The following is a 17,554-nucleotide window of genomic DNA, read 5'->3' on the forward strand; positions in this document are numbered from 1 at the left end:
CCCCATGCCCTACGCCCCCGCGGACGACCGCTACGAGCGCATGCCCTACCACCGCTGCGGACGCAGCGGCCTGAAGCTGCCCGCCCTGTCGCTGGGGCTGTGGCAGAACTTCGGCGAGACCGCGCGCCTCGACAACGCCCGGGCGATCTGTCGCACCGCCTTCGATCACGGCATCACCCACTTCGACCTGGCCAACAACTACGGCCCGCCGCCGGGGAGCGCCGAGACGCTGTTCGGGCGCCTCCTCGCGAGCGACTTCGCCGGCTACCGCGATGAGCTGGTGATCTCCACCAAGGCCGGCTATCGCATGCATCCCGGGCCCTACGGCGAGTGGGGCAGCCGAAAATACCTGCTCTCGAGCCTCGATCGCAGCCTCGAGCGCCTGGGCATCGAGTGCGTCGACATCTTCTACTCCCATCGCTTCGACCCCGAGACGCCCCTCGAGGAGACCATGGGCGCGCTGGACCAGGCGGTACGCCAGGGCAAGGCGCTCTATGCCGGCATCTCCTCCTACAGCGCCGAGCGCACCCGCGAGGCGGCGGCGATCCTGCGTTCGCTGGGCACGCCCTGCCTGATCCACCAGCCCAGCTACTCGCTGGTCAATCGCTGGATCGAGGACGACGGCCTGCTCGACACCCTGGACGAGCTTGGCATGGGGTCGATCGTCTTCTCGCCGCTGGCCCAGGGGCTCTTGACCGACAAGTACCTGGACGGCATCCCCGAGGACAGCCGCCGGCGGCGGGGCAAGGCGCTCAACGACGCCCACCTCTCGGCGGAGAACCTCGAACGGGTGCGGGCGCTGAACGCGATCGCCGAGCGGCGCGGCCAGACCCTCGCCCAGATGGCCATCGCCTGGACGCTGCGCGGCGGCCGGGTGACCTCGGCGCTGATCGGCGCCAGCCGCCCGGAGCAGGTGATCGACAGCGTGGGCGCCCTCTCGGGGCCGGCCTTCAGCGACGAGGAGCTCGCCGAGATCGATCGCTACGCGGTGGAGGGCGGCGTCAACCTCTGGGCGGCCTCCTCGGCGCACTGAGCCGCCGGCGTCGGGCGTCGTTGCGATTTAATCACCTGATTAATACACTGCGGCCTGGCCTCGGGCACGCCCGACGCCCATCGCTCGTCGTCGAGGAATGTCCATGCCGCTCCCCCGCCGCCTGTCGGCCCTCTTCGCGCTGCTGGCCAGCGTCTCGTGGCTGGCCACCGGCTGCTCGCCGGAGGCGGGCCCGCCCGCCGAGCCGCCGCCCACGGTGGTCGACAGCCACGTCATCCAGGCGGGCAACGGCGCAGCCATCACCCGCCTCTCGGGCCGGGTCACGGCCGCCGAGCGCACCGCGCTGAGCTTCGAGATCCCCGGCGAGCTCGACCGGCTCCCCGTGGAGGTCGGCGAGCGCTTCGCCGCCGGGGACGTGCTCGCCGAGCTCGACGCCGCCCGCTACCGCCTGGTGGCCGACCAGCGCCGCGCCGAGCGCCGTGAGGCCGAGGCGGTGCGGCGCGAGAAGCGCCAGGACTACCGCCGCCAGGCCAGCCTCGCCGACAAGGGCTACGTCAGCGAGACGCGCCTGGACGCCGCCCGGGCCGCCCTGGACACCGCCGAGTCCCGCCTCGCCTCGGCCCGGGCGGCCCTCGCGCTCGCCGAGCGTGACCTGGCGCTGACCCGCCTCGGGGCCCCCTTCGACGGCTCCGTGAGCCGGCGCCGGGCCGAGCCCGCCGAGCGGGTCGTCGCCGGCCAGCCGGTGCTCGAGGTGATCTCCGACCGAGAGGGCTTCGAGGTCGAGACCAGCGTGCCCGAGACGCTCGTCGACGCCCTGGCGCTGGGCTCGACTCACCGCATCCTCCTGCCCGCCCTGGGGGGCGCCGAGAGCTCGGCCACCCTGCGCCACCTCGGCACCCAGCCCCGCTCCTCCAACGACTACCCGGTGATCCTCGGCGTGGACGCGCCGCCCCCCGGCCTGCGCTCGGGCATGACCGCCCGGGTCGAGCTGTCGCTGGACCCGCGCGCGACCGAGGGCGACGGCGCGCTGCCGGTGCCGATGACCGCCCTGGTGTTCGAGCAGGAGGACGCGGGCGAGGACGGCGACGGCCGGCGAGGCGCCCACGTGCTGCGCATCACCGACGCGCTGACCCTCGAGCGGGTCGCGGTGGAGGTGGTGCGCCTGGGCGAGGGCCAGGCCAGCGTGCGCGGCGCGCTGGCGCCGGGCGAGCGCATCGTGGCCCGCGGCGTGGAGTTCGTGCGTCCCGGCCAGACCGTGAGCCTGCTCGGCCACGGCCCCGAGCGCTACCACTGAGGCCGCCATGAACCTGAGCCAGCTCGCCCTGTCGCGCCGCCCGGTGTTCTACCTGGCCACCCTGGTGGCCATGGTGTTCGGCCTCTACAGCTACGCCACCCTGCCGGCCCGGGAGGATCCCGAGATCACCGTGCGCGAGGCGGTGGTCACCACCGAGTTCCCCGGCCTGCCGGCCGCCCAGGTGGAGGAGAACATCACCAAGCCCCTGGAGGAGCGCATCCGCGCCATCGGCGAGGTGGAGCGAATCCGCTCCACCTCGATGCGCGGCCGCTCGATCCTCCACGTGGAGATCCAGGACCGCTACTTCGACCTGGAGCAGATCTGGGACGAGGTGCGCCAGAAGGTCGAGGCGGCGAGGCCCAGCCTGCCCGCCGGTACCCGGGACCCGGTGCTCAACGACGACTTCGGCGACGTCGCCGTGGTGACCGCGGCGCTCACCGCCGCCGACTTCCCCCAGGCCGAGCAGCAGGAGATCGCCGAGCACATCCGCACCCGCCTCTACGGGGTCCCCGGCATCAAGCGGGTCGAGCTGCTGGGCGTGCAGGAGCAGCGCATCTTCCTCGACATCGCCGAGGCACGCCTCGCCGAGCTCGGCCTCTCTCCGGGCGATCTGGCCGAGCAGATCCAGCGCCGCAACATCTTCCCGCCCGGCGGCATCCTCGAGACCGGTGAGCAGCGCCTGGCGCTGGAGGTCAGCGGCGAGTTCACAAGCCTCGAGGCGCTGGGCGACACCGAGCTCGCCCTGCCGGACGGCGGTACCCTGCGCCTGCGCGACCTGGGCGAGATCCGCCGCGGCGTCGAGGACCCGCCGGACCGGCCCGCCTACTTCAACGGCCGGCCGGCGATCGTCTTCGCCGTCTCGATGCTCGAGGGCGAGAGCGTGCTGGACGTCGGCCGCGCCGTGCGGGCGCGCCTGGACGAGATCCGCCCCACCCTGCCGGCCGGCTACCGCCTCGACATCATGACCTTCCAGCCCGAGCAGGTGGCCAACGCCGTCTACGGGGTGACCGCCAGCGTCATGCAGACGCTGGCCATCGTGCTGGGGGTGGTGATCCTCTTCCTGGGGCTGCGCACCGGGCTGATCGTCGGCTCGATCATCCCCGCGGTGATGCTGGTGACCCTGGCCATCATGGGGCTCGCCGAGCTGACCCTGCAGCGGGCGAGCCTGGCCACCCTGGTGATCGCCCTGGGCCTGCTGGTGGACAACGCCATCGTCGTCGCCGAGGACTTCAAGACCCGGCTGGAGGCCGGTAGCGACCGCGACGCGGCGCTCCGCGAGACCGGCGCCGAACTCGCCCTGCCGCTGCTCTCCTCGAGCCTGACCACCATCCTGGTGTTCCTGCCGCTGATGCTCGCCGAGCACGCCTCCGGCGAGTACACCCGCTCGATCTCCATCGTCATCGCCATCACCCTGCTCGCCTCCTGGTTCCTGTCGATGACCATCACCCCGGTGCTCTGCCACCGCTTCCTGAAGGCACCCTCGGGCGAGCGGTCGGCCGCGGCCGGGCCCGAGGGGGCGGCCCGGCTCTCCGACCGCGCCTTCGGCTGGGTCGCCCGGCGCTATGGCCGTGGGCTCGCCGGGATACTCCACCACCGCGGGTGGTTCCTGGCCGCCATGGCCCTGCTGCTGGTCGCCGGGGTGGCGATGATGCAGGGCGTGCCGAAGAAGTTCTTCCCCGACTCCGACCGCAACCAGGTGCTGGTGACCATCGATTTCCCCTCGGACATCGCCGAGACCCTCACCGGCCGGCGCGTCCAGGCGCTGAGCGACGAGTTGCTCGCCGCCCCGGCGCTGGCCGACGACGTCACCGGCGTCGCCGCCTACGCCGGCTTCGGCGGGCCGCGCTTCGTGCTCTCGCTCACGCCGCTGGACCCGGCGCCCAACAAGGGCTTCATGGTGCTCAACGTCGCCGAGCGCGAGCGGGTCGAGGCGGTGATCCGGGCGACCCGCACCTTCCTCGCCACCCGGCATCCGGACCTCTCGCCCCAGGTCACGCGGATGTTCCTCGGTCCCTCCGACAGCACCCTGCTCAAGGTGCAGGTCAAGGGGCCGGACCGGGAGGTGCTGTTCGCCGCCGCCGAAGGGGCCGAGGCGATCCTGCGCGACCTGGACGGCGCCCGGGACGTGCGCCAGAGCTGGGAGGCGCGGATCCCGTCGCTCACCATCGCGGTCGACCAGGCCCGGGCGCGCAGCGCCGGCATCACCTCCGAGGACATCGCTCGCTCGCTCACCGGCGCCATCGACGGCTACCGCCTCAGCCACTACCGCGAGGGCGACGACATCATCCCGGTGGTGATGCGCTACGCCGACGCCCAGCGCGAGAGCGTCGAGCGGCTGAAGTCGCTGACCGTCTACCCGCTGGGCACCCCGGGGGCGGGGGTGCCCTTGAACCAGGTGGCCGAGGTGCGCCTCGACAGCGGCTACTACCGCATCGACCGCGAGAACCTGGTGCGCACCATCACCGTCGAGGGGCGCAACCGCCATTACACCGCGGAGGACATGGTGCCGCGCGTGGAGCCCGCGCTGCGCGAGCTGGAGGCCACCCTGCCCCCGGGGCACTGGATCGAGTTCGACGGCGTGGTGGCGGAGTCCCGGGAGGGCCAGGCCGCCCTGCAGGCCAACCTGCCGCTGTGCCTCGGGCTGATCTTCATCCTGCTGGTGGGGCAGTTCAACTCCTTCAAGCGCCCGCTGGTGATCGTCGCCACCATCCCGCTGGTGATCGTCGGCGTGGCGCTGGGGCTGCTGGCCACCCGCGCCAACTTCGGCTTCATGGTGCTGCTCGGCATCTACAGCCTGGCCGGCATCATCATCAACAACGCCATCGTGCTGATCGACCGCATCGACATCGAGCGCGCCGACCCCACGCTCTCCGGACGCGACGCCGTGATCAAGGCCGCCACCCGGCGCCTGCGGCCGATCCTGATGTCGGCGATCACCACCATCCTCGGCTTCTTGCCGCTGATACTGGGCCGCGACCCGCTGTTCTACGGCATGGCCGCGGCCATGGCCTTCGGCCTGGGGATCGGTACCCTGATGAGCCTGGGCGTGGTGCCGGTGCTCTACACCCTCTTCTTCGGCATCGCTACCCGTGCCCCGGCCGGGAGGCACTGACGCCATGGCGCCCCGTCCCGCCTCCCTCGATACCCGCGAGCGGCTGATCCAGGCCGCCATCCGGCTGTTCGGCGAGCAGGGCTTCGCGGCCACCACCACCCGCATGCTGGCCGAGGACGCGGGGGCCAACATCGGCTCCATCGCCTACCACTTCGGCCACAAGCGCGGGCTCTATCTCGCCGCGGCGCGCCATATCGCCGAGCAGCTGCGTGGGCGACTCGACCTCGACGCCGCGGCCGGGGCGGCGCCCTTCGAGACCCGCGACGACGCCCTGGCCGCGCTGCGCGCCCTCGCCCGGCGCATGGTGCGCACCTTCGCCGAGGACGAGGCGTGCCGCCGCTGGCTGCTGCTGGTGATGCGCGAGCAGGTGCAGCCGGGCGAGGCCTTCGAGATCCTCCAGGCCGAGGCCTTCGGCCTGGTCCAGGCGACCCTGGGTGGCCTGATCGCCCGGCTCACCGACCGCGCGATCGACGACCGGCGGGTGATCCTCGAGACCCACACCCTGATCGGCCAGATCGTCTTCTTCCTGATCGGCCGCGAGCCGCTGCTGCGTCGCCTGGGGGTCACGGCCTTCGATGCGGGGCTCCTCGCCGACATCGAGGCGGTGATCGAGGGGCACCTCGCGCGCTATGCAACGCCCGACGGCGACCCGGCGCCGACACCCACGCCCTGAGGAGGGCCCATGCAACAGCCGATCGTCGGCTACCACCGCGACGAGGAGGGCGACTGGGTCGCCGAGCTCGCCTGCGGTCACTGCCAGCACGTCCGCCACCGCCCGCCCTGGGTCGAGCGCCCCTGGGTGCTCAGCGAGGCGGGCCGACGCTCGCGGCTCGGGCTGGCGCTCGGGTGCGTGAAGTGCGACCGGGGCGAGCCGCGCGACCTCCCGCCGGTAACGTGAGCGCGAGGGCCTCAAATGAAATCGGGCCACCCGCAGGTGACCCGAATCGATTGGCGGCCGATGCGCGCTGAGCGTCGCTATCCCTTGGGGCCGAACAGCAGCCAGACGATCAGCCCGGCCAGCGGGAAGAACAGCAGCGCCAGGATCCAGAGCAGCTTGGCGAGCCCCCCGGCCGCGCTCTTGGCCACCTTGACGATGGCCCAGATCACGATGACCAGCCAGATGAGGCCCAGCAGGCCGCCGACTTCGATACCCATGATGACGTCTCCTTGTCCGTTGTCTTCGGCGAAGTGCCGTCTCTAGAGGTAGCACAGCGATCGCTCCGTGCACAATCGAGGCCGGCAGGGATTTGTCAGTCCGAGTAACGGAGCCGCTCAGCCGGGCGGCAGGTGGCCCACCTTGACGTAGATCAGCGCGCCGTCCTCGCCGGTGAAGGGGGTATGCCGGCTGCCGTGGGGGCTTCGCAGCCAGCTGCCGGCGGGATAGGCGCCGTGCTCGTCGTGGAAGGTGCCCTCAAGCACCAGGATCTCCTCGCCGCCCCAGTGGGCGTGGGGCTGGAAGCGGGTGTTCGGCGCCCAGCGCACCAGCGCCACGTGCTCGCCCTCGACGTCGTGGAGCGGCAGCACCGCGAGGCCCTCGACCAACCCCGGCCGCCAGTCGCCGGTCCGGGTGTCGATCACCTTCTGCTCGGTGTCGTCCGGCGAGAACTGGTGCAGCTTGACGAAGATCAGCGCGCCCTGCGCGCCCACCCGGGGCGCGTGGGACGTGCCGATGGGGTTGCGCAGGTAGTGGCCCGCCGGGTAACGGCCGTGCTCGTCGGCGAACTCCCCCTCCAGCACCAGGATCTCCTCGCCGCCGCCGTGCGCGTGGGTCGGGAAGGTGCTGTTCGGCGCGTAGCGCACCAGGGAGGTGGCGCGGGCCACCTCGTCGCCGACGCGGTCGAGCATCATCCGCGTTACGCCGGGCATGGGCGACGCCACCCAGCGGTGCTCCTCGGGGGTGACCACCGCACGGCGGTCGAAATCGGCATTGAGCCGCATGGCGCTCTCTCCTGTCGGCATGGCGGGGGCGTCGATGACGCAGGGCAACGGCCGCGACGGCGGCCATCCCCCGTCGGTCACGGCAGGCGCCTGATGCGCCGTCGGCCCCATCGGGTAACATGGGGGTCGCCCCCGCCGTTCGCAAGGAGCCCCCACTTGGCCATCGACCTGCTGCTCAACGCCCTGATCTTTCTCGCCGCGGCGGTACTGATCGTGCCGGTCTTCAAGCGCCTCGGGCTCGGCGAGGTGCTGGGCTACCTGGCCGCGGGGGTCGCCATCGGCCCCTCGGCCCTCGGCCTCGTGGCCGATGCCGAGGCGGTGCTGCAGTTCTCCCAGGTAGGCATCATCTTCCTGCTGTTCGTGATCGGCCTGGAGCTCAAGCCCTCGCGCCTCAAGCTGATGCACAAGGCGGTCTTCGGCTTCGGCAGCCTGCAGGTCGGCGTGACCAGCCTGCTGCTCACGGCCGGTGGCTGGGCGCTGGGCCTGTCGCCGGTGGCCGCGGCGGTGGTGGGCTTCAGCCTGGGGCTCTGCTCCACGCCCCTGGTGCTGCAGCTGCTGGGGGAGCGCCACGAGATGCAGAGCCGCCACGGCCGCAACGCCTTCGCCCTGCTGCTCTTCCAGGACCTGGCCGCGATCCCGGTGCTGGCCCTCATCCCCCTGCTGGCCGCCGAGGACCTGCTGGCGGGAGGGCTCCTGCCGATGCTCCAGGAGGTCCTGGTGGCCATCGGCGCCTTCGTCGGCCTGATCGTCGGCGGCCGGCTGCTGCTGCGCCCGCTGTTCCGCTATGCCGCCGGCACCGAGAGCCGCGAGGTGTTCGCCGGCACCGCCCTGCTGGTGGTGATCGGCGCCGCCCTGCTGATGGAGCTCGCCGGCCTCTCCATGGCGCTGGGCGCCTTCATCGCCGGAGTGCTGCTGGCCGACTCGGAGTACCGCCACGGCATCGAGGCCGACATCGAACCCTTCCGCGGCCTGCTGCTGGGCCTGTTCTTCATGGCCGTTGGCATGACCGCCCAGGTCGGGCTGCTGGCCGCACACCCCGGCACGATCCTCGGCCTCACCGGGGCCCTGCTGGCGGGCAAGGCCCTGAGCGTGGTGGTGGCGGCCAAGGCGTTCGGCACCGGCTGGCGCGAGGCCCTCAACCTCGGCGTGCTGCTCTCCCAGGGGGGCGAGTTCGGCTTCGTGCTGCTCACCGCGGCCGGCGCCGCGGCGCTGCTGCCGGACGCGCTGGTCGATCAGCTGGTGCTGGTGGTGTCGCTGTCGATGGCCGCCACGCCGGTGATGTTCCTGGCCCATGCCCGCCTGGTGCGTCCGCTCTTCACGGCCAGGAAGCCGCGCCCCGACTTCGACACGCCGCCGGACGAATCGCCGCAGATCATCCTCGCCGGCTTCGGGCGCTTCGGCCAGATCATGGGCCGCGCCCTCCAGGGCCTGAAGATCCCCTACACGGTGCTCGACATCAACGCCGACCAGGTGGCCTTCGTCCGCCGCTACGGCAACAAGGTCTATTTCGGCGACGCCTCCCGCATCGACCTCCTCGAGGCGGCCGGCGCCGCCCAGGCCCGGGTGCTGGTGGTGGCGGTAGGCGACCCCGAGGCCTCGATGCGCATCGTCGCCAGCGTGCGCCAGCGCTTCCCCCACCTGCGCCTCTTCGCCCGGGCCCGCAATCGCTACCACGCGCACCTGCTGATGCGGGCCGGCGTCAACGACCTGGTCCGCGAGCTGCTGCCGGCCAGCCTGGAGCTGACCCGCGACGTGCTGATCGGCCTGGGCATTCCCCGCGACCGGGCCCAGCACACCATCGACACCTTCCGCCCCCACGACGAACGGGCGCTGCTCCGGCAGCTGGAGGTGTTCGGCAACGAGAAGAAGCAGATTCAGACGGTCCAGGAGGCGGCCCGGGAGCTCGAGGCCCTCTACGAGGCCGACGAGGACGTCACGACCTCGCTGAGCGAGACGCCCCGCCGCGAGCCGTGACGACCGGCCGGCCGGTCATCCCCCGATGCTGCTCGGCCGCCGGCCCTCACCGCGTCCCCACCGGCGCCTCGGTAAGCGACGGCCCCCACCAGGCCGGCAGGCGCGCTCGCACCTCGCGCCGGGCGAAGCGGTCGTCCATCAGCACCACGGTGCCGCGGTCGTCGGGCCCGCGGATCACCCGGCCTGCCGCCTGCACCACCTTGATCAGCCCGGGGATACGGTAGGCGTAGTCGTCGCCGCGGCCGAAGCGCGCGGCGAGGCGCGCCTTGAGCGCCTCGTTGAAGGGATCGGCCGGCGGCAGCCCCAGGGTGGCGATGAACGCGCCGACCAGCCGGTCGCCGGGCAGGTCGATCCCCTCGGCGAAGGCACCGCCCAGCACCGCGAAGCCGATGCTCGCCCCGCCCGGCGCGAAGCCGGCCAGGAAGGCCTCCCGCGCCTCCTCGCGCATGCCGCGGGTCTGGGCACGCACGGGGATCTCGGGATGCGCCTCGCGACAGCGCGCCAGGGCCGCCTCAAGGTAGGCGAAGCTGCTGAAGAAGGCGAGGTAGTGACCCGGCCGGCGACGAAACTGCTCGGCCAGCTCGGCGACGATAGGCGCAAGCGACGCCTCCCGATCGCGCAGCCGGGTGGAGATGTCGGCGCGGATGCGCACCTCCAGCTGCTCGGCGACGAAGGGCGAGGCCACCTCGCGCCAGACGGTGGCCTCGGGCAGGCCCAGCAGATCGCGATGGTAGTGGGGCGGGCTCAGGGTCGCCGAGAAGAGCACGGCCGCGTGGGCGGCGACGAAGCGCGGGGCGAGGAAGTCCGCCGGCACCAGGTTGCGCAGCCCCAGCACCGCCCGCCCGCGCCCGTGGCGGGCGAGGTCGCACAGCGAGTGCTCGCCGAAGGACTCGGCCAGCCGGGTGAAGGCCAGCGCCTCGAAGAGCAGCTCCTGCAGCGCCAGGGAGGCCTCTTCGGGGTGCTCGCCGAGGTGCTCGGTGATGGCGCTGGCCACCCCCGAGAGCGCCGCGACCAGGCCGTCGGGCAGCCCGTCGAGCACCCGGTAGGCCGGTCGGCCGGGCTCGCCGGCCTCGCTCATCCCGGCCGCCTTGACCAGCGCCTGCCACTGGCGGCCGAGTCGCCCCAGCGGGCCCTTCAGGGCCCCGGGCGCCTCGCGGCGCAGCCGCGCCAGGCGACGCTGGTCGAGCTCGGCGCTGTACATGCCCCGGGCCCGCTCCACCAGGTTGTGGGCCTCGTCGACCAACAGCCCCGTGCGCCAGCCGTCGGCCCGGGCCAGGCCGTGCAACAGGGCGCTGTCGTCGAACCAGTGGTTGACGTCGCCGACGATGACGTCGCACCAGCGCGCCAGCTCCTGGCCGAGGTAGTAGGGGCAGACGCCGTGTCCGGCGGCCACCTCGGCCAGCGCGGCGCGATCCAGGAAGCCTCGCGCCACCGCGGCCCGGCGCGCCGCCGGCAGCCGGTCGTAGAAGCCCGCCGCCAAGGGGCAGGCCTCGCCGTGGCAGGCCCGGCAGGGGTACTCGCAGGCCTTCTCCCGGGCGGTGAGCTCCAGCACCCGTAGCGGCCGTGGGGTGGGGTCCGGGCCTCCGGCGTCCGGGCTTCCGACGCCGTCATCCGCGGCGTCGGCACCCAGCGCGGCCAGGGCATCCAGCGCCAGCCGGCGCCCCGGGGTCTTCATGGTCAGGAAGGCCAGGCGGTCGAGCCCCCGCCGCGGCATCGCCTTGAGCAGAGGGAAGAGGGTCGCCAGCGTCTTGCCGATGCCGGTGGGCGCCTGGGCGAGGAGGCAGCGCCCGGTGCTCGCGGCCTTGTAGGCGCTCTCCGCCAGGTCGCGCTGGCCGGGGCGGAAGGCCGGGTAGGGAAAGGCGAGTGCCTCCAGGGCCGCGTCACGGCGGGCGCGGTGCGCCGCCTCCTGCTCGGCCCAGGCGAGGAAGCGCCGGCACTGGGTGGCGAAGAAGGCCGAAAGCTCTTCGGCGCTCGCCTCCCGGGTCAGCACGGTCTCGCGGCCGCTGGCGACATCCAGGTAGACCAGCGCCAGGGTCAGCGAGGCCAGCCCGCGCTCGGCGCAGAGCAGCGCGCCGTAGACCGAGACCTGGGCCCAGTGCAGGGCGCGCTGGTTGTCGGCCATGCGATCCAGCCGCCCGCGGTGGGTCTTGATCTCCTCCAGGCGGTTGGCCACGGGATCATAGCCGTCCGCGCGCCCGCTCACCGTCAGCCCCTCGCAGGTACCGCCGAGCGGTAGCTCGGCCTCGTAGTCCGCGCCGCGCCGCCCCGCGACCAGGGCGTGGCCGGCGATGCCCTCCCGGGCGCTGGGGGCGGGCGTGAAGCGGTGATCGAGATCGCCCTCCCGGGCGGTGAAGTCGCACAGCGCGCGCACCGCCACCCGTCGGGGCGCGGCCTCAGCCATCCTCGCGCGCCTCCGGCACCGCCTGCCAGGCGACATGGCAGACCACCGCGGGCATCCCCCGGGCGTGGAAGAAGGCGAGCCAGCGCCGCTGGTTGTCCTGCAGCCGGTCGCCCGGCCCCTTCACCTCGATCAGCCGGTAGCGCGGCTCGCCGGCCGGGGCCCCGGGGCGGAACTGGATCAGATCCGGCAGGCCCGCCCGGTTGGCCTTCGGGTCCTCGAGCAGGCGCTCGAAGCAGGCGCGCAGGTCGGCGGCGGGGAGGCAGGCCAGGGCCCGCTCGAGCAGCGAATCGTCGAGCGCACCCCACTGCACGAAGGGCGAGGCGAGCCCCTGCTTCTCGCGCCAGGTGGCCCGTATCGCCTCGCGGTGACGGCCGTCATCGAGCCGGGCCAGGCAGGCGTCGAAGCGGTCGCGGCGGCGGGCGACGAAGTCCTCGCGGTAGAGATCCGCCGGCCCCTGGTGGAAGGGGTGGAAGAAGGCGCCGGGCAGCGGTGCGAAGATGGCCTCCCAGCAGAGCAGGCCGAAGAGCCCGGTGAGCAGGGCGTTCTCCACGTAGTGCACCGGGGCCGCCGCGTCGTGGAGGTGATCGCGCACCGCCGCCTCCACCGGGCCGGGCGGCAGGGTCAGCGACCAGCGCGCGTGATCGGGCTCGGGCCTTGCCGCCGGCGGGGCGAGGCCGAGCCGGCGGCGCAGGCGCGGCACCAGGCGCTCGAGCGCCTGGGCCTCCTCTTCGCTCGCCGGGGCGGCGGCCAGCGGTTCGGCCAGGGCCAGCGCCTCCGCGTGCTCGCCGCGACGCTCCTGCAGGCGCAGGTGGCGGATGCGCGCCTCGACGCTGCCGGCCGGCGGCGTGCCCGGCCCGCGCGGTGTCGCCGAGGCCGACTCGGGCCAGCCAGCCCGGCGATAGAGCGCCAGGGCCGCCTCGCCCTGCCCCTCGCGCTCCGCCTGGCGCCCCAGCGCCACGCAGAGGCGGCGATGCCGCGAGGCCAGCCAGGCGTTGTCCGCCATCGGCGCGGGGAGCTCGGCGTGCAGCGCCTCGACCGGCTCGCCGGCCGCCAGGCGCTCGCGCAGCCGGTGCAGCGCCAGGTAGGCGTCGAGCTCCTCGCGGCGGCCGAAGGCCCGGGAGTCGGGGGTGATCGCCACCCGCTCGTAGTGGCGCAGGCCGAGCTCGGCGAGCACGAACGCCGACCAGTCCTGGCGCAGGTTGCCGAAGAACATCAGCCGCAGCCGGTCGCAGGTCGCCATCACGGCGAGGCGCACCAGGCGATCCGGCGCCTCGGGCCACCAGTCGGTGAGCCGGCGGGGCTCGGCGAGCCGCGGGGCCAGCGCCTCATGAAGCGCGGCCTTGGCGGTGGCGGCGGGCAGCCCCGCCGCGGCGATCTCGGCGGCCAGGGCGCGGCGCAGCTCGGGCAGGCGCAGCTGCTGGAAGAGGGTCTCGAGGTCGAGGAGCGGGTCGGCCTCGACGAGGCCCGCCTCGACCAGCGGGGCGAGGGCGGCCTCGGTGTCGCCGATCTCGGGATAGTCGAGGCGCGCGGTGCGAAAGTGCTCGCCCTTGCGCATCACCATGCGCACCAGCAGCGCCTGGGCGGCCTCGGGCAGGGCCTCGATGCACGCGACGAGGGCGTGCTCGGCGTCGTTCAGGAGATCGCCGTGGCGCTCGACCACCCACGCCAGCACGAAGCGGAAGTTCGCCAGGTAGTAGCGCGGGTCGTTCAGGGAGGCGGTGACCGCCGAGGCGGCAGGCACAGGAGTCATGACGCCATGGTATCAGGGCCCCTCTGGCCGCGTCAGCGCCCGGCCGGGCGCAGCACCATCTGCTCGCCGCGGATCTCGATGTCGAAGCGCTCGAGGAAGCTCATGCCGAGCAGCGCCGCCTCGCCGCCGAGCCCGGGGCTGACCGAGCCGCGCACGTCATGGGCCACATAGCCGCCCAGGCGCACCGTCTCGAGGGTGGCGAGGTCGCCGCGCACCCGGCCGTTGGCGGTGTTGAACCAGGTGCTGCCGGTGCGCTCGAGCCCCAGCCGGTCGGCCAGCGCCTCCGGCACCGCCACGTAGGTGGCGCCGGTATCGAGCAGGAACTCCACCGGCTCGCCGTTGATGCGCCCGGTGGCGACGAAGTGGCCGGCGCGGTTGCGCGTCAGCACCACCGGGCCGTCCTCGCCCACCGCGACCTCGGCGAGGTGGGCGTTGGGATTGCGCTGGACGTCCAGGACGCCCTGGAACCACCAGGCGCCGCCCGCCAGGAAGAGCACCCAGAACAGCAGCATCATGCCGAGCCCGATCCGGCGTGTGGCTCGCTCGTCGCTCATCGGCGCTCCTCCCCACGGTGGCCCTTTGGCGCCATCATGCCACGGCGGCTCCCTGACACGACGACTTAGGGTTCATTCTAGCGGCCGTTGCGGGCCTCCCAGTCGCGGGCCGCCTGCTGGCCGCGGGCCTGGTTCACGAACAGGCAGACCAGGATGGCGACGAGGAACAGCGCCGCGCAGAGCAGGATCGAGGCCTTGAGCCCCACCAGCGACTGCAGCAGGCCCAGCCCGATGATGCCGATCACCCCGGCGAGCTTGTTGGCCAGACCCCAGAAGCCGAAGAACTCGGCGGCCTTGCGGCTTGGCGAGAAGAGCCCCACCAGGGCGCGGCTGGCCGACTGGCTGGAGCCCAGGGAGAGCCCCGCCAGGCAGCCCACCACCAGGAAGAGGTGCTGAGCCTCCCAGGCGAGGCCGAAGCGGCCGTTCAGGAAGGCGGTGACCTCGGGAGTCGCCCAGATCGCGAGGATCGCCGCCACCCAGAGCGCCAGGGTGAAGAGGTAGGTGATGCGGGTGCCGATGCGGTCCTGGATGACGCCGAAGCCCAGCGCCCCCACGGCGGCGGTGATCTGCACGATGATGAACATCAGGTTGCGGATCGCCTCGTCCCAGCCGATCACCTGGGCGCCGTAGATGAAGGCGAAGGCGATGACGATGTAGACGCCGGCCATGGAGAAGAGCAGCGAGACCAGGAAGATGCCGAGGTCGCGGAAGCGCCTGAGCTCGTGCAGCGTGGTCGCGACCCGCGCCACGGCGATCTCGCGGTAGCTCTGGCCCGGCGGCTGGGGGGTGCCGCGCTCCTTGACCCACAGGAAGGTGGGCACCGCGGCGATCAGGAAGAAGCCCGCGGCGAAGGGGCCCACCCAGCGGACGCGCTCGAAGTTCTCGGCCGTGGCCTCGCCGAGCACCGCCAGCGAGAAGCCCGCGGCGAGCAGCCCCCCGACGTAGCCCAGCGCCCAGCCGAAGCCGGAGATCCTGCCGAGCTCCTCCGGCGGGCCGAGGTCGGGCAGGAAGGCGGCGATGAACGACTCGCCCATGGAGAAGGCATAGTTGGCGATCACGATCAGCACCACGCCCAGCAGCACCGCGCCCGGTACCACGAAGTAGAGCATCGCCGAGGCCGCCACGGTGGCCAGGTAGCTGGCGAACAGGAAGCGCTTCTTCGCTGCCTGATAGTCCATCACCGCCCCGCACAGCGGGCCGGTGAGCACCACCAGCAGGTAGCTCAGGGCCAGCGCCAGGCTCCACAGGAAGTTGGCCAGCCGGTAGCCGTCGCCGCGGTCGCCGACGATCACCGTGGTGAAGAGCTCGCCGAACACCACGGTGATGATCAGCAGGGTGTAGGCCTGGCCGGCGAAGTCGAACATCGCCCAGCCGAGGATCTCCTTGCGCGAGGCGCGCGGCGTCGCGGCCACGGCGGCGGGGGTGGGGCTCATCGGCGCGTCCCTGTGAGAGTCAGGCCGCCACGATAGCAGCCTCCCCCGCCCTAGACGAGATCGCGGGGGATGGTCTCGTCCCAGGTCCTGGCGAAGATGCGGGTCTCGCCCTCCCAGGCGTCCAGGGTGGCGCGGATGCGGAAGTTGTCGGCGTCCGCGGTCAGCAGGGTGCGGGTCAGGGTGTGGATCTCCCAGTCGCCGCGACGAAAGCTGCGCTGCCACTCGGTCCAGCCGCTGGCGCTGTCGTAGCTGCCGTAGGCGTAGGCGTAGCGCTCGGTGACCCGGGCGGCGATCTCCAGGTCGATGTCGTCGATCCGGTAGCGCCCCTCGTCGTGGACCACCTCCAGGGTGGTGCGGTCCTGGGCCAGGTCGCGGATCACGCGCCAGCTCTCCTGGCTGGGCTGGATCAGCGTCTTGGCCAGGGCCGGCGCGCCCTCGGGCTCGGCGAAGGCGGGCAGCGCCGCCTCTTCCGCGGGGCGCGGGTCGCGACGCGGCAGCACCAGCCGGCAAGCACCGGGCCAGAGGGTGAGGCGCGCCGGCCGCGGCGCCGGCCAGGCCAGCGGCCAGTAGCTGGTGGAGAGCGACAGGCGGATGGCGTGGCCCGCGGGGAACTGCTGGGCGATGTGCTTGAGCGCGATGCGCACCCGGTAGCGCTGGCCCGGCACCAGCGGCTCGGGATGCTCATCGCTGTCGCGATGGGTGAGGTTGAGCAGGCCGTAGGAGACCCGGGTGGCCTTGTCGTCCTCGCCGATGTCGGAGAGGCGCAGCGCCACCATGGCCACCGGCTGGTCGGCGGCGAGTTCGAGCTCGACCCGCGGCGAGCCGCAGATCTCGAGGCCCGCCTCGAGGCGCGGCGTCTGGAAGATCAGGCAGCCGCCGTCCTCCTCGCGCTGGTCGTGGGGCAGGTCCGGGGGCGCGTTGTAGGAGCACCACTTGCCCGCATAGAGCCCCACCGAGAGCGGCGAGCGCAGGTCCAGGGTCGCCTCGGGCGGGTCCTCCCGGGGCGCATCCTCGGCCAGCAGGTCATGGCCCGGGGTGAGCCGGAAGGCCTGCTCGACGATATGCGGCGACGGCCAGGCGGGCTCGGCGACCCAGCGTCCGGGGCGCTCGTCGTAGCGCGCCGAGGGGGGCATCGACTCCTGCATCCAGACCCGCAGCATGGGCTCGTCCATGATCCCGGTCTCGATCCCCTTGAGCCAGCGGTCCCACCAGCGCAGCGACTCCTGCAGGAAGCCGATGGCCGGCCCCGGCACGCCGAGGTGCGGGTACTTGTGGGCCCAGGGGCCGACCAGCCCCTTGCGCGGCACGTCGAGCCCCGCCAGCAGGCGGAAGACGGCGTTGCAGTAGCCGTCGGCCCAGCCGCTGACGGCGTAGACCGGGCAGCGAATCGCCGCGTAGTCCTCGCACACCGAGCCGTGCTTCCAGTAGTCGTCGCGGCGCTGGTGCTCGAGCCACTGGGCGAGCCAGAGACCGCTGCCGTCGAGCCGCTCGAGCCACATCTCGCGCCAGCGCTCGCCGACGAGCTCGGGGTCGGGCGGGCAGGCGTTGCCGTCGAACATGGTCGAGGCCCAGGAGAGGTTGTCGCCCAGCAGGCAGCCGCCCATGTGGTGGATGTCGTCGGCGTAGCGGTCGTCGGTGAAGCACAGGGTGATCACCGCCTTGAGCGCCGGCGGTCCCAGGGCGGCGATCTGCAGGCCGTTGAAGCCGCCCCAGGAGATGCCGATCATGCCGACGTCGCCGGTGCACCAGGGCTGGGCCTGGAGCCACTCGAGGATCACCAGGCCGTCGTCCAGCTCGCTCGGCAGGTATTCGTCGGTGAGCACGCCGTCGGACTCGCCGGTGCCGCGGATGTCGACCCGCACCCCGGCATAGCCATGGCCCGCCCAGTAGGGGTGGCTCTGCATGTCGCGCTCGGCGGTGAGGTCGCGCTTGCGATAGGGCAGGTACTCGAGTATCGCCGGCACGGGATGGATCTCGGCGTCCACCGGCCGCCAGATGCGCGCCGCCAGGCGGCTGCCGTCCGGCAGCGGGATCCAGGTCTCCTCCTCCATCACCCGTCGCGGGAAGTCGTTGACGATGCGCATGCGGTTCTCCCTGTTCCGTGAGG

General features: G+C 72.9%; 13 protein-coding genes. 6 read left to right on the forward strand and 7 right to left on the reverse strand.

What is annotated here, in order from left to right; all coding sequences use genetic code 11:
• Positions 1–4 precede the first annotated feature (4 nt).
• The 5 genes from mgrA to FIU83_RS15455 all read left to right on the forward strand — a co-directional run bounded on the left by mgrA (position 5) and on the right by FIU83_RS15455 (position 6,295).
• Positions 5–1,033, forward strand: coding sequence for an L-glyceraldehyde 3-phosphate reductase (mgrA, locus tag FIU83_RS15435; RefSeq protein ID WP_152484870.1), 1,029 nt, complete (start codon positions 5–7; stop codon positions 1,031–1,033).
• A 103-nt stretch (positions 1,034–1,136) separates the two neighbouring features.
• On the forward strand, positions 1,137–2,285 hold the full coding sequence (locus FIU83_RS15440; protein WP_216645041.1) for an efflux RND transporter periplasmic adaptor subunit: 1,149 nt from the start codon (positions 1,137–1,139) through the stop codon (positions 2,283–2,285).
• A 7-nt stretch (positions 2,286–2,292) separates the two neighbouring features.
• Positions 2,293–5,397 (forward strand): efflux RND transporter permease subunit, encoded by a 3,105-nt coding sequence (locus FIU83_RS15445; RefSeq protein WP_152484872.1) that lies wholly within the window; start codon positions 2,293–2,295, stop codon positions 5,395–5,397.
• Positions 5,398–5,401: 4 nt separating this feature from the next.
• Positions 5,402–6,070, forward strand: coding sequence for a CerR family C-terminal domain-containing protein (locus FIU83_RS15450; protein ID WP_152484873.1), 669 nt, complete (start codon positions 5,402–5,404; stop codon positions 6,068–6,070).
• Between the two features lie 9 nt (positions 6,071–6,079).
• Positions 6,080–6,295 (forward strand): DUF3565 domain-containing protein, encoded by a 216-nt coding sequence (locus FIU83_RS15455; protein WP_152484874.1) that lies wholly within the window; start codon positions 6,080–6,082, stop codon positions 6,293–6,295.
• Positions 6,296–6,372: 77 nt separating this feature from the next.
• Here the strand turns inward: FIU83_RS15455 and FIU83_RS15460 are convergent, their stop codons facing one another.
• Together FIU83_RS15460 and FIU83_RS15465 are read right to left on the reverse strand one after the other, a co-directional pair.
• Positions 6,373–6,552 carry a PLDc N-terminal domain-containing protein gene (locus tag FIU83_RS15460; protein WP_152484875.1) on the reverse strand — a complete coding sequence of 60 codons (180 nt, stop codon included), beginning with the start codon at positions 6,550–6,552 and terminating at the stop codon, positions 6,373–6,375.
• A gap of 117 nt (positions 6,553–6,669) precedes the next feature.
• The gene (locus FIU83_RS15465) at positions 6,670–7,335 is read right to left on the reverse strand and encodes a cupin domain-containing protein (protein WP_152484876.1); all 666 of its coding nucleotides are present in this window, start codon (positions 7,333–7,335) and stop codon (positions 6,670–6,672) included.
• A 156-nt stretch (positions 7,336–7,491) separates the two neighbouring features.
• Here FIU83_RS15465 and FIU83_RS15470 point away from each other — a divergent pair, with 156 nt between their 5' ends.
• Positions 7,492–9,309, forward strand: coding sequence for a monovalent cation:proton antiporter-2 (CPA2) family protein (locus tag FIU83_RS15470; RefSeq protein ID WP_172976103.1), 1,818 nt, complete (start codon positions 7,492–7,494; stop codon positions 9,307–9,309).
• A gap of 46 nt (positions 9,310–9,355) precedes the next feature.
• On the opposite strand, the gene FIU83_RS15475 is transcribed toward FIU83_RS15470, so the two are convergent.
• From FIU83_RS15475 to FIU83_RS15495, 5 genes are all read right to left on the reverse strand, one after another.
• Positions 9,356–11,710 (reverse strand): ATP-dependent DNA helicase, encoded by a 2,355-nt coding sequence (locus tag FIU83_RS15475; RefSeq protein WP_152484877.1) that lies wholly within the window; start codon positions 11,708–11,710, stop codon positions 9,356–9,358.
• Positions 11,703–13,460, reverse strand: a complete 1,758-nt coding sequence (locus tag FIU83_RS15480; RefSeq protein WP_152484878.1) for a VRR-NUC domain-containing protein — start codon at positions 13,458–13,460, stop codon at positions 11,703–11,705. The genes FIU83_RS15475 and FIU83_RS15480 overlap by 8 nt, the downstream gene beginning before the upstream one ends.
• A gap of 32 nt (positions 13,461–13,492) precedes the next feature.
• Positions 13,493–14,014 carry a TIGR02281 family clan AA aspartic protease gene (locus FIU83_RS15485; RefSeq protein WP_152484879.1) on the reverse strand — a complete coding sequence of 174 codons (522 nt, stop codon included), beginning with the start codon at positions 14,012–14,014 and terminating at the stop codon, positions 13,493–13,495.
• 77 nt (positions 14,015–14,091) lie between these two features.
• The gene (locus FIU83_RS15490) at positions 14,092–15,447 is read right to left on the reverse strand and encodes an MFS transporter (protein ID WP_253939499.1); all 1,356 of its coding nucleotides are present in this window, start codon (positions 15,445–15,447) and stop codon (positions 14,092–14,094) included.
• Between the two features lie 50 nt (positions 15,448–15,497).
• Positions 15,498–17,531, reverse strand: coding sequence for a CocE/NonD family hydrolase (locus tag FIU83_RS15495; protein WP_152484880.1), 2,034 nt, complete (start codon positions 17,529–17,531; stop codon positions 15,498–15,500).
• Positions 17,532–17,554 lie beyond the last annotated feature (23 nt).

It is taken from the genome of Halomonas sp. THAF5a, assembly GCF_009363755.1.
GTDB lineage: Bacteria > Pseudomonadota > Gammaproteobacteria > Pseudomonadales > Halomonadaceae > Halomonas.

What these genes read in the sequence shown, in the direction of transcription:
- mgrA (WP_152484870.1), top strand. Translation starts at nt 5, where the DNA reads ATGCCCTACGCCCCCGCGGACGACCGCTACGAGCGCATGCCCTACCAC.
- FIU83_RS15440 (WP_216645041.1), top strand. Translation starts at nt 1,137, where the DNA reads ATGCCGCTCCCCCGCCGCCTGTCGGCCCTCTTCGCGCTGCTGGCCAGC.
- FIU83_RS15445 (WP_152484872.1), top strand. Translation starts at nt 2,293, where the DNA reads ATGAACCTGAGCCAGCTCGCCCTGTCGCGCCGCCCGGTGTTCTACCTG.
- FIU83_RS15450 (WP_152484873.1), top strand. Translation starts at nt 5,402, where the DNA reads ATGGCGCCCCGTCCCGCCTCCCTCGATACCCGCGAGCGGCTGATCCAG.
- FIU83_RS15455 (WP_152484874.1), top strand. Translation starts at nt 6,080, where the DNA reads ATGCAACAGCCGATCGTCGGCTACCACCGCGACGAGGAGGGCGACTGG.
- FIU83_RS15460 (WP_152484875.1), bottom strand. Translation starts at nt 6,552, where the DNA reads ATGGGTATCGAAGTCGGCGGCCTGCTGGGCCTCATCTGGCTGGTCATC.
- FIU83_RS15465 (WP_152484876.1), bottom strand. Translation starts at nt 7,335, where the DNA reads ATGCGGCTCAATGCCGATTTCGACCGCCGTGCGGTGGTCACCCCCGAG.
- FIU83_RS15475 (WP_152484877.1), bottom strand. Translation starts at nt 11,710, where the DNA reads ATGGCTGAGGCCGCGCCCCGACGGGTGGCGGTGCGCGCGCTGTGCGAC.
- FIU83_RS15480 (WP_152484878.1), bottom strand. Translation starts at nt 13,460, where the DNA reads ATGACTCCTGTGCCTGCCGCCTCGGCGGTCACCGCCTCCCTGAACGAC.
- FIU83_RS15485 (WP_152484879.1), bottom strand. Translation starts at nt 14,014, where the DNA reads ATGAGCGACGAGCGAGCCACACGCCGGATCGGGCTCGGCATGATGCTG.
- FIU83_RS15490 (WP_253939499.1), bottom strand. Translation starts at nt 15,447, where the DNA reads ATGAGCCCCACCCCCGCCGCCGTGGCCGCGACGCCGCGCGCCTCGCGC.
- FIU83_RS15495 (WP_152484880.1), bottom strand. Translation starts at nt 17,531, where the DNA reads ATGCGCATCGTCAACGACTTCCCGCGACGGGTGATGGAGGAGGAGACC.